General features: G+C 63.7%; 14 protein-coding genes. 4 read left to right on the top strand and 10 right to left on the bottom strand.

Translation table 11 applies throughout. From position 1 onward, the window contains the following. Positions 1 to 59 precede the first annotated feature (59 nt). The 3 genes from BWR19_09085 (at position 60) to BWR19_09095 (ending at position 3317) form a co-directional block, all read left to right on the top strand. The gene (locus BWR19_09085; protein APX93070.1) at positions 60 to 1229 is read left to right on the top strand and encodes an integrase; all 1170 of its coding nucleotides are present in this window, start codon (positions 60 to 62) and stop codon (positions 1227 to 1229) included. Positions 1230 to 1257: 28 nt separating this feature from the next. Continuing rightward, complete coding sequence (locus tag BWR19_09090) at positions 1258 to 1686, top strand: Fe-S cluster assembly protein SufE (protein ID APX93071.1); 429 nt, start codon at positions 1258 to 1260, stop codon at positions 1684 to 1686. 89 nt (positions 1687 to 1775) lie between these two features. Then, the gene (locus BWR19_09095) at positions 1776 to 3317 is read left to right on the top strand and encodes a cell filamentation protein Fic (GenBank protein ID APX93072.1); all 1542 of its coding nucleotides are present in this window, start codon (positions 1776 to 1778) and stop codon (positions 3315 to 3317) included. A gap of 323 nt (positions 3318 to 3640) precedes the next feature. Here the strand turns inward: BWR19_09095 and BWR19_09100 are convergent, their stop codons facing one another. The 6 genes from BWR19_09100 to BWR19_09125 are packed head-to-tail and all read right to left on the bottom strand — an operon-like array spanning position 3641 to position 8337. After that, a complete protein-coding gene (locus BWR19_09100) occupies positions 3641 to 3997 on the bottom strand; it encodes a membrane protein insertion efficiency factor YidD (protein APX93073.1) in 357 nt (118 codons plus the stop codon). 2 nt (positions 3998 to 3999) lie between these two features. Continuing rightward, entirely contained in the window at positions 4000 to 4440 is a 441-nt protein-coding gene (locus BWR19_09105; GenBank protein ID APX93074.1) for a phosphoribosyl-AMP cyclohydrolase, read from the bottom strand. Then, positions 4437 to 4874 carry a transcriptional repressor gene (locus tag BWR19_09110; GenBank protein APX93075.1) on the bottom strand — a complete coding sequence of 146 codons (438 nt, stop codon included), beginning with the start codon at positions 4872 to 4874 and terminating at the stop codon, positions 4437 to 4439. Before BWR19_09110 ends, BWR19_09105 begins: the two co-directional genes overlap by 4 nt. Before the next feature lie 58 nt (positions 4875 to 4932). Then, positions 4933 to 5913 (bottom strand): alpha-L-glutamate ligase-like protein, encoded by a 981-nt coding sequence (locus BWR19_09115; protein ID APX93076.1) that lies wholly within the window; start codon positions 5911 to 5913, stop codon positions 4933 to 4935. Between the two features lie 4 nt (positions 5914 to 5917). After that, positions 5918 to 7423 carry a gonadoliberin III gene (locus BWR19_09120; protein ID APX93077.1) on the bottom strand — a complete coding sequence of 502 codons (1506 nt, stop codon included), beginning with the start codon at positions 7421 to 7423 and terminating at the stop codon, positions 5918 to 5920. Between the two features lie 53 nt (positions 7424 to 7476). Then, complete coding sequence (locus BWR19_09125) at positions 7477 to 8337, bottom strand: ATP-dependent zinc protease (protein ID APX94970.1); 861 nt, start codon at positions 8335 to 8337, stop codon at positions 7477 to 7479. A 219-nt stretch (positions 8338 to 8556) separates the two neighbouring features. Here BWR19_09125 and BWR19_09130 point away from each other — a divergent pair, with 219 nt between their 5' ends. Beyond that, positions 8557 to 9105, top strand: coding sequence for a hypothetical protein (locus BWR19_09130; protein ID APX93078.1), 549 nt, complete (start codon positions 8557 to 8559; stop codon positions 9103 to 9105). A 79-nt stretch (positions 9106 to 9184) separates the two neighbouring features. On the opposite strand, the gene BWR19_09135 is transcribed toward BWR19_09130, so the two are convergent. The 4 genes from BWR19_09135 to BWR19_09150 all read right to left on the bottom strand — a co-directional run bounded on the left by BWR19_09135 (position 9185) and on the right by BWR19_09150 (position 13314). Further along, positions 9185 to 9577, bottom strand: a complete 393-nt coding sequence (locus BWR19_09135; protein ID APX93079.1) for an L-ectoine synthase — start codon at positions 9575 to 9577, stop codon at positions 9185 to 9187. A 168-nt stretch (positions 9578 to 9745) separates the two neighbouring features. Beyond that, entirely contained in the window at positions 9746 to 11011 is a 1266-nt protein-coding gene (locus tag BWR19_09140) for a diaminobutyrate--2-oxoglutarate transaminase (GenBank protein APX93080.1), read from the bottom strand. Positions 11012 to 11112: 101 nt separating this feature from the next. Continuing rightward, positions 11113 to 11691 carry a diaminobutyrate acetyltransferase gene (locus BWR19_09145; GenBank protein APX94971.1) on the bottom strand — a complete coding sequence of 193 codons (579 nt, stop codon included), beginning with the start codon at positions 11689 to 11691 and terminating at the stop codon, positions 11113 to 11115. A gap of 255 nt (positions 11692 to 11946) precedes the next feature. Beyond that, the gene (locus tag BWR19_09150) at positions 11947 to 13314 is read right to left on the bottom strand and encodes a glutathione-disulfide reductase (GenBank protein APX93081.1); all 1368 of its coding nucleotides are present in this window, start codon (positions 13312 to 13314) and stop codon (positions 11947 to 11949) included. Positions 13315 to 13358 lie beyond the last annotated feature (44 nt).

Genomic DNA, 13358 nt, shown 5'->3' on the forward strand with positions numbered 1-13358 from the left:
GCCAAGGGGATAGGGGAGGAGCGACGTTGGAACGGCATGAGCAAGGGGCCCCCGGTGGGTTGGCGGTATCGCAAACGCCGGTGCTGCTTCCCAGCGGCGATGACGTGCATATCGCGGCGCATAGCGATATCGAGGCGGTCAGCCTGTGGCTGGCGGAATACCGCGCCAGCCCCCAGACGCAGCGTGCCTACCGCAAGGAGGCCGAGCGCCTGCTGCTGTGGCTGGCCGAACGCGGCTTGACCCTCGATGCACTGCGTCGCGAGCAGCTAGCCGACTTCGAGGCGTTTCTTGCCGACCCGCAGCCGGTGGATCGCTGGATCGGGCCGCCGCGACCCAGGGCCAGCCACCAGTGGCGGCCATTTCGTGGGCCGCTGTCTGCCTCGAGCCGCCGCCAGAGCCTGGTGATCCTGCAGGGCATGTTCGCCTGGCTAACCGACGCCGGCTGGGTGCGCCACAACCCCTTTCGACTGATGCGCGACAAGCGTCGCCGGGTCGACAACCGCAGCGGGCGCATCGAGCGCTACCTGGAGCGGCCGCTGTGGGAGTGGCTGTGGGCATGGCTCAACCGGCCACCGGGAGAGGGCACCAGCGCGCGGCAGATGCTGGGCTGGCAGCGGCGGCGTTTACTGTTCGGCTTTGCCTATCTGCTGGCACCGCGGATTGCCGAGCTGGCCGCGGCGCGCATGGAGGATATCTACCGCATCGAGGGCCGCTGGTGGTGGCGGGTCACCGGCAAGGGTGGCAAGCGCGCCGAGATTCCGCTGCCGCCGGAGGCGCTGACGCTGGTCGGCGAGTGGCGCCAGGCGCTGGGGCTTGCTCGGGAGCCCGGCCAGCACGATAGCGGACCGCTGCTGCGCGGGCTGGACGGCAAGCGCGGGCTGGGCGACAACCAGCTCTACCGGCTGATCAAGGCGGCCTTCGGCGAGGCGGCCGATGCGCTCGCGACGGCGGGGCGTCACGGCGAGGCGCCGGCCTCGCTGGCGGCGATGGCCCCCACGCTGCGCCAGGCCTCGCCGCACTGGCTGCGGCACACGGCACTGACGCACCAGGCTCAGCGCGGCGTCGAGCTACGCTACCTGGCGATGACCGCCCGCCATGCCCGGCTCGACACCACGGCGCGTTACCTGCACGCCGAAGCGGCGGAGTGGCAGGCGCAGGTGTCACGCCACACGCTGAATGATGGCGTTTCCGAGAGCGGGGCGGACAAGGGGGAGGGCTGGCCGGTATAATCGCAGCATTCGAGGAAAAGGAGTCACCATGTCAGCGCAGGAACCAACGCCACAGGCGGCCCAGCAGGCGCTCATCGACGAGTTCGCGATGTTCGACAACTGGATGGACCGCTACCAGTACATCATCGATATGGGCAAGCAGCTGCCGACCTTCCCCGAGGAGTGGAAGACCCCGGATTACAAGATCGAGGGCTGCCAATCCAATGTCTGGATACGCCATGCCCGCGATGGCGAGCGGCTGCACTTCGATGCCACCTCGGATGCCGCCATCGTCTCGGGGCTGATTGCGGTGCTGATGCGCATCTACAATGATCGCGAACCCCAGGAGGTGGTCGCCACCGAACCCAGCTTCCTCGAGGCCCTGGGGCTCGACAAGCACCTTTCGCCGACCCGCAGCAACGGCCTGCATGCGATGCTGGCGCGGATTTACGATGTTGCCCAACGCGAAGCCGCCTGAGTGCTAGCGCCCTTCCATGTAATCATTTTTATGCGCTAGGCTATAAAAATAATCGCTTTTTAGGTGAGCTAATCATTTTGGCAAGGGAAATGGGCGGCGAAATCGGATACGCATGGCTAGCCTCGACTTATGAACTGGATGTCGTCCAGCCTTTTCCTGTCGAGAGTCGTATCGGTCGTGCTCGCCACACGTTGGAGCATGATGGTCGCCGCAGCGAGGCCTATCTTGAAAGCATGCGTCCGCCGGCGACACTTCCCGGTCATCTCACCTTCGCCCTTAAGCATGAGGGCGTACACCTCGAGTTCCTGGCGCGACTCTTCCGGTGCCTGCCTCCTGAGAGTCTTGCTGCATGGGTTCGTAGCGAGCCCACCGGCCAGTATGCTCGCCGGGCAGGCTTCCTATATGAATGGCTCACGGGGGAGTTCCTCGATATCACCAAGACCGGGGGTAACTACCGGGATGCGCTGAACCCCGATGACTATGTAACGGCAACACAGCCGAGGCGGAACCGCCGGTGGCGTATCAACGATAACCTCCCTGGCACACCAGATTACTGCCCCATGGTTCGGCGAACCCCACAAGTCGATCGGTCGCGCGGCTATGATATACGCTACCAGTTAGAAAGCATGGAAGGGGAGTTCGGTGCCGATATCCTCCGCCGAAGCGCCGTCTGGTTGACCATCAAGGAGAGTCAGGCGAGTTTTGTCATCGAGCATGAGGGCAGCCACCAGGGGCGCATACAGCGCTTCGCCGCCGCCATGGAGGCTTATTGTGGGCAGAAAGAAGAGCCGCTCTCTGCTCAAACGCTGAGTGAACTACAGAGCGCTATCCTCGGCGTTGCAACCATCCAGCCGGGCTTGCGCCAATCTCCCGTCTTCGTGGGCAGTCGCTCCGTTGGCCAGGGGCCTGTCGTGCACTACGTCTGCCCCCCTTGGGAATGGCTCTCCGGTCTGCTCGGTGGGCTCAGCCAGTTTCTCGATTCGACAGGGCCTGAAGATGCCATCACCAGGGCAGCGGTGGCCAGCTTCGGCTTTGTGTTCATACATCCCCTGGCAGACGGCAACGGGCGGATCTCGCGCTTCCTGATCAATGATACGCTGCGACGCGACGGCGCCGTACCGGAGCCCTTTATCCTGCCGATCTCGGCGGCCATCACCTCGTCTTCAATGCGGCGTATCGAGTATGACCGGGTGCTGGAGCGTTATTCACGACCTCTGATGCGGCGTTACGGTGATGCCGTAGACTTTCTGACTCGACGGCAGGCATACCCAGACGGAATCGAGTCTGACTTCACCTTTTCTGCCTATGAAGAGGCTGGACCTACCTGGCGATATCCCGACCTGACCGATCAGGTTGAATATCTCGAAGATATTGTGCGCTACACGCTGGAGCATGAAATGCACCAGCAGGCAGCCATCCAGCGAGCCTGGCACATGACTCGCGAAACGATCAAGGAGTGGGTGGAGGGGCCTGATGAACATATCGACCGTATCATTCGCGCTGTTAGACAGCACGGCAGCGTGAGCGGCAAGCTGCGGCGCGACTTTCCCGTCCTCGATGACCCGCTGCTCACCGAGCGGCTGGAGGCCATCGTCGGCGAGGGCTTTGCCGGTATCGGCCGGATCGAATAGCCTCTAGGCAACTGTCGATGGGGCGGCGACGTCGCGTCGACGCCGCCGCTCACGGGCCAGGATCGCCGGCGCGTCAAGGGCGGCGATCGCCACGCCGCGATCGGTGGGAATGTCGCCGGCCAGCTGCAGGGCCTAGTAGCGGGCGCAGCAGACGCGGTACCCCACGGCCTTGAGGGCCTGGAAGGGCACCATGGTTTCGTAGTCTTCGGCGAAATCGCCGCACAGCATCAGTATGGACTTGGCAGACATGGCGTGCTCCTCATGATGGGTAGGTGCAGCGTCAGTCTGGCATGCCGAAACCGGCAGGCGGTGGTAGCGGGCTACTACGGGCGCTTCGAGGTCTGCCGCCGGGGAGCGACAAACTCGGGACAGTCGGGATCGTCCTGGCAGAGCGCTTCGCTGGGGCCCCCGGGGACCGGGTCGATGCCGCCGGGATGACCGGGATGGCACTTGACGATGCGCTTTATCCCCAGCCAGCCGCCCTTGGCCGGGCCATGCACCTTGACCGCCTCGAGGGTGTAGTGCGAACAGCTCGGCCAGAACCGGCAGCGCGGGCCGAGGAGGGGACTGATCACCCACTGGTAGAGCTTGATCACCACCACCAGCAGCCCGCCCAGCACCGACCCCAAGCCGATCAGGATGCGTTTCGCGACACCGTTCAGCAGGGACAAGCCGGCCATGGTCAGCGCTTGGCGTAGAGGGTGTCGGGGTCGATCAGCGGGGCGCTGGTGATACGCGCCTGCTCGGCGTCGACGGTCACGTAAAAGCAGCTGCGGCGTCCGGTGTGACAGGCCGGGCCGGTCTGCTCGACCTGCAGCAGCAGGGTATCGCCGTCGCAGTCCAACGCCGCGCTTATCAGATGCTGCTGCTGGCCGGACGACTCGCCCTTGCGCCACAGCTTGCCGCGCGAGCGCGACCAGTAGCAGACACGCTGCGTGGTGAGCGTCTCGCGCAGCGCGGTTTCGTTCATCCACGCCATCATCAGCACTTCGCCGCTGTCGTGCTGCTGCGCGATGGCGGGCACCAGACCATCTGGGTTCCACTCGATCGCCGCCAGCAGGTCATCGAGCCCGACGCTATCGCCGACCTCAGCGCGTTCTAGCCGCTTGAACAGTTGGCTCATGTCGCACACCCCTCACAGGTGCCCAGCAGCTCGATGGTCTGACGCTCGACGTGAAACCCCAAGCTGCGCGCACGGCTGGCCAACTGCGCATTGACGTCGTCGAGATGCAGCTCCTCGACGCGGCCGCAGAGGCGGCAGATAAGCAGCTGAAAGCCGTGAGCGTGCTCCGGACAGGGGCAGGCCACATAGGCGTTGAGCGACTCGATACGGTGAACCAGTCCCTGCTCGATGAGGAAGTCCAGTGCGCGATATACCGTCGGCGGTCGCGCTGAGGCGTGCTCGACGGCCAGCTTGTCGAGCAGGTCATAGGCCTTGAGCCCACCGTCGGCGCTGGCGATCATCTCGAGCACACGACGGCGGATCGGCGTGAAACGCACACCGCGCTGCTGGCACTGGTGTTCCGCCTGATGAATCAGTGAGTTGGCATCGGACATGATGGGCCTGAAGCTGAATGGGAAATCTATTCTACGTGCCCAGCCCGCCGCTAGCCACTCAGGCCGGGCAGGGCAGGGAGTCGGCTGCCTGCAGCTCACCGCGACGCGCAAAGTGACGCTGGGCGAAGGCGACGCGCTCGGCAATGCCGACACCCGACGGCTGTCGCTCGATCAGGTCCAGACGCGGCCGTAGCCCTTCACCGTTGGCCATCTGAATGGCCAGCCCGGGGCGGGCGTTGAGCTCGAGCAGCATGGGGCCCCGGTCGCGATCCAGCACCATGTCGGTGCCGAGATAGCCGAGCCCGGTCATTTCAAAGCAGCCGGCGGCGAGCTCGAGCAGCGTCTGCCAGCCGGGGATCTTGAGGCTCGCCAACTCGTGTCCGGTATCCGGGTGGTCGATGCGCGGTCGGTCGAACTGCACGCCACGCAGCGCGCAGCCGCTGGCGATGTCGAGACCCACGCCGACTGCGCCCTGGTGAAGGTTGGCCTTGCCGTCGGAGGCCGCCGTGGAGAGCCGCATCATGGCCATCACCGGATAGCCCTGAAAGATGATCACGCGGATATCCGGCACGCCTTCGTAGGTGTACTCGGAGAGGCTGTCATCGAAGTTGATCAACGCCTCGACCACCGCCACGTCCGGCGAGCCGCCCAGCGAGTAGAGGCCGGAGAGTATGTTGGAGACATGACGTTCGAGAGCGCCGCGCCCCAGGCTTGCGCCGCTGGGCTTGAGGTAGCTGTCGCCCTGGACATGCTCGATGACCAGGATGCCCTTGCCGCCGCTGCCCTTGGCCGGCTTGATCACGAAGCCCGGGTGCGCCGCGACCATTGCCGCCACGCCTTTGACTTCAAACTGGCTCTTGATGGTACCGATCAGCGCCGGCGTGGTGATGCCGTACTCCTTGGCCAGCAGCTTGGTCTGGAGCTTGTCATCCACCAGCGGGTAGAGGCGGCGGTCGTTGTAACGGCCAATATAGCGGATATTGCGCCGGTTCATGCCAACGATGCCCTTGCTCTTGAGCCGCCCGGGTGTGGTCCACATACCCTCAATCCTCCGTGACTGGCTTGAAACGGCGTAGTTCCAGCAGCCGGTAGCCGGTGTAGTTGCCCAGCAGCAGGATCAACGACATCAGGATCATCTGCACGCCCAGGAAGTTGAAGGTGATGTGCCTCACCCAGGGGTTGTTCATGGCCAGGTAGGCGATGACCGCTGTCAGCAGGCTGCCGCCGCCCTGAATCAGCACTTCCTTGGGACCTTCCTCCTCCCACAGGATCGACATCCGCTCGATGGTCCAGGACAGAATGATCATTGGGAAGAAGGTGATCGTCAGCCCCGCGTTGAGGCCAAAGCGATAGGAGAGTACCGAGAAGATCGAGATGATGGCGATGACCGTGATGATCACCGCCGACACTCGCGCCACCAGCAGTAGATTGAGATGCGACAGGTAGCTGCGGATCACCAGGCCGACCGCCACGATCAGCAGGAAGCCGATCAGGCCGGTCATCAGCGTGGTCTGGATGAAGGCGAGGGCAATCAGCACCGGCATGAAGGTGCCGGAGGTCTTGATGCCGATCAACACGCGTAGCAGCACCACCACCAGCGCCCCGATGGGGATCAGCAGGATGGTCTGAAACAGCGCCTGCTCTTCGAGAGGCAAGCTGTGAATCGAGAAGTTGATCAGGGTGTCGTTGGACAGCTGGTTGCGCACCGCCGCCGCGGCAGGCTGGTTGTGCTGGATCATCGAGAAGCTGATGCGCGAGTTGCTGCCGCCCTGGACCTCGAGCACCGCCTGATCGCTGTCCTCCCACATCAGCAGGTTGTCGGGGCGTCCCTGTTCACCGGTGACCGGGTTGAACAGAGACCAGCGATCCTCATCGAAGACCTGCACCCAGGTCGAGAGACTCTGGCGGCGACGACCATCCTCGAGCATCAGGCCGCTGACCGCGCGGGCATGCACGCCGGCCTCGTTCAGCAGGCGAACCAGCAGCGGTGCCCGATCGAACTGATTGAGCAGTAGCCGAGCATTCTCGCCCTGGCGATCGTCGTTGAAGTCGCGAATCAGCTCGCGGGCAAAGGTGAAGGGGGTGGCGGAGCGCTGCCAGGCGCGCTCGATGACCTGATTGGCTGCGGTGTCGTAGGGGCGCTCCCAGACCACGTCGTCCTGCAGCTCGGGACGCCGCGACTGAGGCGGACGGGCATCAGGGGCGACCAGCAGCTGTACCGAGTAGTAGAGCTGCTGATTACCGACGGCGTCGCGGATCGACCACTGGGCCCGGCGGCCGCGCTCATCCTCCAGGAACGAGAGCCCGTAGCCCGGCGAGGCGGTGTTTTCGGTCAATACGCGATAGCCTTGCTGGTGGGAGGGCAGCGCCATGTCGACCATGGCCGGCCCGCCCCGGGCGGTAAAATTGACCTGCGCTTCGATTTCCCAGACCTGGCGCTGCTCGCCGGGTGTCCAGGGGACCTCGAATTGGATATGCCGATGCACACTGAGGGCGATGCCGGCGATCATCAGAGCGCCGACGATGAGATAGAAGGGCAGACGTGACATGGAAATTCCTTGTGCGACGAAGGGGCCTGTGCGGCCCGGTCAGCGGCAGCGCGTCAGGATTCGCTACCGTTGGCTTCGCTTTCATCGTCATCCGTGGCTTCATCCTCGCCGGCTTCGTCCGCAGGACGGCCGCCCGGAAACTCGGGGCGCGGGTGAAGATAGGTCTCGGCGACATCGATGATGGCAATATCCATCATGAAACGCCGCCCCAGTAGTACAGGATAGTTGAGGTGGCTGCGGTCATTCAGCGTGAACTCGACCTGTTCGCGAATCGGCCCCAGGGTCATCAGCATCCTGACCACCGGGCGTGACTCTTCGCCAGCCGCTTGCAGGATACGTACGCGGCGCACCACGGGGGCCTCGATCCACTCGTCGCGAACCGGCTCGACCACCACGGCGTCATCGTTCAATGCCAGCTTGAAGCGCACCCAGGTGTCGCCGTCGCGTTCGAAGCGAGTGATATCGGTGGCCGACAGCGACGAGGTGTTGGCGCCGGAGTCGACCCGCGCCTTGAGATAGGTGCCGACATCCGGCAAGCCGATCCACTCGCTGCGCCCGAGGATCTCCTTGTTATCGAGCGGGCTATCGGCATCCTCTTCGCACTGGGCGGGGATAATCACCGGATCATCGGAGAGTAGCTCGATATCGTCCTGCAGTTGACGCACCAGGCTGCCCACTTCACGCACATCGGCTGTCAGCCGACGGGTATCATCGCTGTGCTGCGTCAGCCGCTGTTCATGCACATCGCAGCGTTCAGCCAGTCGCTGCTCGAGCTGCGCCACCCGCGACTCGAACTGCATCTCGGTGAGCAGGGGTTCCGGGGTAGGCTCGGGCTCGGTTTGCAACAGGGCACAGCCACCCAGCAGGAGTGGCAAGGCCAGGGCGGTGGCAGGAAGTGCGCCTCGAAACCGCATCACAATCGACATGGGATAGGGAGAATCCTTGAAACTGGTCCGCTGATGATAAGGAGTGTGATGGAGGGCTGTCCAATGGCTTTCCCGACACTGGCCGGGACAGTCACTCAATTTAACATAATATATATTATGCGAAGCCAAGTATTGCTACATGATATGGCGAACCCTGTAGCCAGCTGAGGGTCATAGCGCTACAAACATCATGCAAGGGATCAGTCAATGTACAAGAAGCCCCCGCTATTCCATCGCCATTGGCTGGTGCTGTGGCTAACTCTGCTGCTGGCCGGCTGCGCCGGTGTCGATGTGGAAGACTATGCGGGAAGCGAGCCACGCCTGGACATCGCCGAGTACTTTACCGGCGAGACCCGCGCCTGGGGCATGGTCCAGGATTTCCGCGGTGAGGTGCAGCGTCGCTTCACGGTGGATATCGATGGCAGCTACGACGGCCAGACCCTGGTGCTCGACGAGCACTTCGTGTTTGACGATGGCGAAACCGACCGCCGCGTCTGGACCTTCGAGCGCATCGATGACAACCGCTGGCGCGGTAGCGCCAATGACGTCGAGGGCTCGGTCGATGCCGAACATCACGGCCACGTCTTCAATATGCGCTATCCGCTGGCGGTCGAGGTCGTCGGTCGCGAGATTACCTTCCAGATGGATGACTGGATGTACCTGCAGCCGGATGGCCGCCTTATCAACCGTACCGCGATGCGCAAGTTCGGCATCACCCTCGGCGAGATCACCATCGTCTTCGATCAGCGTCCCTGATCGAGTCGCCCAGACGCCGACGCCCCGGCAGGTAATTAGCCTGCCGAGGCGTCGAAATGGCTGTTTGCGTCAGTCGAGCTCAGTCCTCGGCCGGCGCGTAGGAGCCATCCTCGCGATGCACTTCGGTGCCGGTAATCGGCGGCGTGAACACGCAGGCCAGGTGCATGGTCTTGCTGGCACGCAGCAGATGCTCGTCGTGTTGATCGAGAATGTAGATGTCACCCGGCTTGATCGGCCAGATCTTGCCATCGGCCAAGGTCTCGACTTCGCCTTCGCCTTCCATGCAGAACACCGCTTCATAGTGGTGTTTGTAATGGATGTGGGTCTCGGTGCCTTCGTAGATACGCGTGATATGGAAGGAGAAGCCTCCGTTATCGCTGGCCAGCAGCAGCCGCGTGCTGTCCCAGTTGCCGTTCTCGGCCTTGACCAGACGCTCTGACTGGCGCGCTTCTTCGAGGTTACGAACGATCATGTGTGTGATCTCCTGAATGCGGTGAATCGCGGGTGCCGTGACGACAGGCGCGTAACGTAACAACGGCCCACCGCAGCGGGCCGTGTATGTTCAGGGTACCAGGCATGCCCGTGCCCTGCTCTTCTACTGCCAAGCTCTGCTATCGAACCCTGCTTGGAGCATAGCGCGTTAGCCAAAGACTTTCTTGGTGCTGGCCTCGAGAATATCCAGCCCCTCGAGCAGGTCTTCATCGCTGATGGTCAGCGGGCACAGGCACTTGACCACCTGGCCATCGTGGCCGCTGGTCTCGATGATCAGCCCCTGCTCGAAGGCTTCGGCGGTGATCTTGTCGGCATGCTCGCCGCTGCCCACGTCGAGGCCGCGCATCAGGCCGCGTCCGCGCTCCGAGGCCGGGATGCCCTTGGCAGTGAGCCACTCGGCCAGCTGCTGGAAACGCTCCTCGACGATGCGGCCCTTGCGCTGCACATCGCGCTCGAAGGTGTCGTCGCTCCAGAAGTGGCGCATGGCGGCCGTGGCCGTGGTGAAGGCCAGGTTGAAACCGCGGAAAGTGCCGTTGTACTGGCCCGGCTTCCACTTGTCGAGTTCCGGGCGCATCAGCACGTGGGCGAACGGTAGCCCGAGGCCCGAGAGCGACTTGGAGTTGGTCACGATATCGGGCTTGATCCCGGCATGCTCGAAGCTGAAGAACTTGCCGGTGCGGCCACAGCCGGCCTGGATGTCGTCGACGATCAGCAGGATATGGTGAGCGTGGCAGATCTTTTCCAGGCGCTGCAGCCACTCGATGCCCGCCGGGTTGATGCCGCCCTCCCCCTGCACGGTTTCGACGATCACCGCGGCTGGGATGTCGAGGCCGCTGGAGTTGTCGCCGAGCAGCTTCTCGAGATAGTCGAGGGTATCGGCGTGCTCGCCCAGGTAACCGTCGAAGGGCAGGAACGAGGCGCCCTGGGTGGGAATGCCGCCGGTGGCTTCGCGGAACTTGCGGTTGCCGGTGGTGGCCAGCGCGCCCATGGTCACGCCGTGGAAGCCATTGGTGAAGGTCACGATGTTGTGGCGGCCGGTGGCCACGCGCGCCAGGCGAATCGCCGCCTCGACGGCGTTGGTCCCGGTCGGGCCAGGCAGGTGCACCTTGTACTCCAGGCCGCGCGGCTTGAGGATCAGTTCCTCCAGCGCCTCGAGATATTCGCGCTTGGCGCGGGTCCACATGTCGAGGCCATGGATGATGCCATCGCCGGCCATGTAGTCGATCAAGGCCTGCTTGAGCTTGGGATGGTTGTGCCCATAGTTGAGCGTGCCGGCGCCGGCCAGGAAATCGATGTACTGGCGGCCATCTTCGGCGGTCAAACGCGCACCCTTGGCTTCGGTGAAGACCACCGGAAACGAGCGTGAATAGGTGCGAACGTCGGATTCCATGCGTTCGAGAATCTGGGTCTGCATTATCGACCTCCTGATGAGTAAAGGGGCAGGCGTGTCACGAACACGCAGGCAAAAGCGTATCGCGCGGCTGCCCGTGGGCGGCCGCTCGACTGGAAATGGGTTCAGATACGGTCTGGCTGGAAGGGGCCAATGCGCACGAGGTTTTCCGGGTCGTGCTCGCCGCCGAGCTGATCGGTGGAGAAATATTCACGGCTGTTGAGCGGCGCCTGCCAGCGGTCGGCAAGGCGCTTGAAGAGCCCCCACGAGGCATCGTTATCGGGGGTGATGGTGGTCTCGAGATGGTGCACGTCGACCAGTTCGGGTCGGCTCATGACCGCCTCGACCAGGCGCCGGGCAAGGCCGGTGCCGCGAGCCTTCTCGCCGACCGCCACCTGCCACAGGAAGTAGGTGTCAGGCGCGTTACTCTTCACGTAGCCCGATACGAACCCAACGATCTCGCCTTCCTCGTTGGTGGCCACGGCGCAGCTGTCGCGAAACTGCGTGGCGAGCAGCAGATAGGCGTAGGCGGAGTTGACGTCGAGCGGCGGGCACGCCTTTACCAGTTCGTAGATGCCCCACCCATCGTCTGGGTTGGGCTTGCGAATGAACAGCGGCGAGGAGGACTTCCCCACCACGGCATCGGCCACGCTGGGACGCGCGAGATCAGCAGAGGTCGTAAACGGCTGTGCGGATACGTTCATCATTATACTTCGCAGTTGGCGAATTTGCGTCACATGATAACAAGCACTTATACATAAATCAAAGAGCCCCTTATCATGTGGCGCGTAATCCATAACCCTGAATTATGTTCGCGCCCCGGCGCAACCGCCTCGGCCCGGGCCACTCGCTCAGTTTAGCCCAGATCGGGCGCGGTAGTGGATCGCGGTGTGCCCAGACGACAAGAGGCCGCCCCGAAGGCGGCCTCTTGCGTAGTGACGCGGTGGTACGGCGCCGCGTCAGCGCCGCGTCACGCTGCGCATGGTGACGAACTCCTCGGCGCCGGTGGGATGGATGCCCACGGTGGCGTCGAAATCCGCCTTGCTGAGGCCGGCACGCACCGCGATGGCGATGCCCTGAATGACCTCGCCGGCCTCCTCGCCGACCATGTGCGCTCCCACGACCTTGTCACTGCTGTCGTCGACGATCAGCTTCATCAGGCAGCGCTCGTCGCTGCCCGACAGCGTGTGCTTCATCGGCCGGAAATCGGCGCAGTAGACGCGTACCTCGCCGCACCGCTCACGGGCCGCCTCCTCGGAGAGCCCTACGGTACCGATATTGGGATGACAGAACACCGCGGTGGCGATGTTGTGATAATCGAGCGGCCGCGGCGGCGCATCGCCGAAGTGGTGCTGGACCATGTGCATGGCCTCGGCCAAGGCCACCGGGGTCAGCTCGGGGCCGCCGGTGACGTCGCCCAGCGCCAGGATCGACGGCACTGAGGTCTCGTAGCGCTCGTTGACCTTGATGGTGCCATCTTCGTTGAGCGCGACATCCAGCTGGTCGAGGCCCAGGCCCTGCAGGTGCGGCTTGCGGCCGGTGGCGGCAAGCACGGCGTCGACCTCGAGGGTCTCGCCGCTGGTCAGGGTGACCCGATAGGCGCTCCCCGCCGGGTCGATGCGCTCGATATTGGTCTCGAAGTGCAGCTTGACGCCCTTCTTGGCCATTTCATCACGGGTGAATTCGCGCACCTCGCGATCGAAGCCGCGCAGGAACAGCTCGCCGCGGTAGACGAGATGCGCCTCGCTGCCCAGGCCGTTGAAGATACTCGCGAACTCCACCGCGATATAGCCACCGCCGAGGACCAGGAAGCGCTCGGGAAAGCTATCGAGATCGAACACCCGGTTGGAGTCGACGACGTGCTCGTTTCCGGGGAAGTCCGGCACCCAGGGCCAGCCGCCCACGGCGACCAGAATCTTCTCGGCACTCACGGTTTCACCGCCGACCTCGACGTGATGCCCGTCGAGCACCTTGGCGCGGGCGTTGATCAGGGTCACGTCAGCGCCCTCGAGCAGGCGCCCATAGATGCCGTTGAGGCGTTTGATCTCGGCTACCTTGTTGTCGCGCAGGGTCGCCCAGTCGAAGCGCGGCGCCTCGGGCAGGGTCCAGCCGAAACCGACGCTGTCGTCGAAGGCGTCGTGAAAGTGGGCCGCGTAGGAGTAGAGCTTCTTGGGCACGCAGCCGACGTTGACACAGGTACCGCCGAGATAGCGGTCCTCGGCTACGGCGACACGCGCGCCGGTAGCCGCCGCGGTACGCGCGGCGCGAACGCCGCCGGAACCGGCGCCGATGACGAAAAGATCGTAGTCGTACTGGGACACTGACATCTCCTGAAATACGCTAAAGCATTGAAACGCTGTGCAGATGATAC

Origin of the sequence: Halomonas sp. 1513 (genome assembly GCA_001971685.1) — a bacterium.
In the GTDB taxonomy this organism is placed as follows: domain Bacteria; phylum Pseudomonadota; class Gammaproteobacteria; order Pseudomonadales; family Halomonadaceae; genus Franzmannia.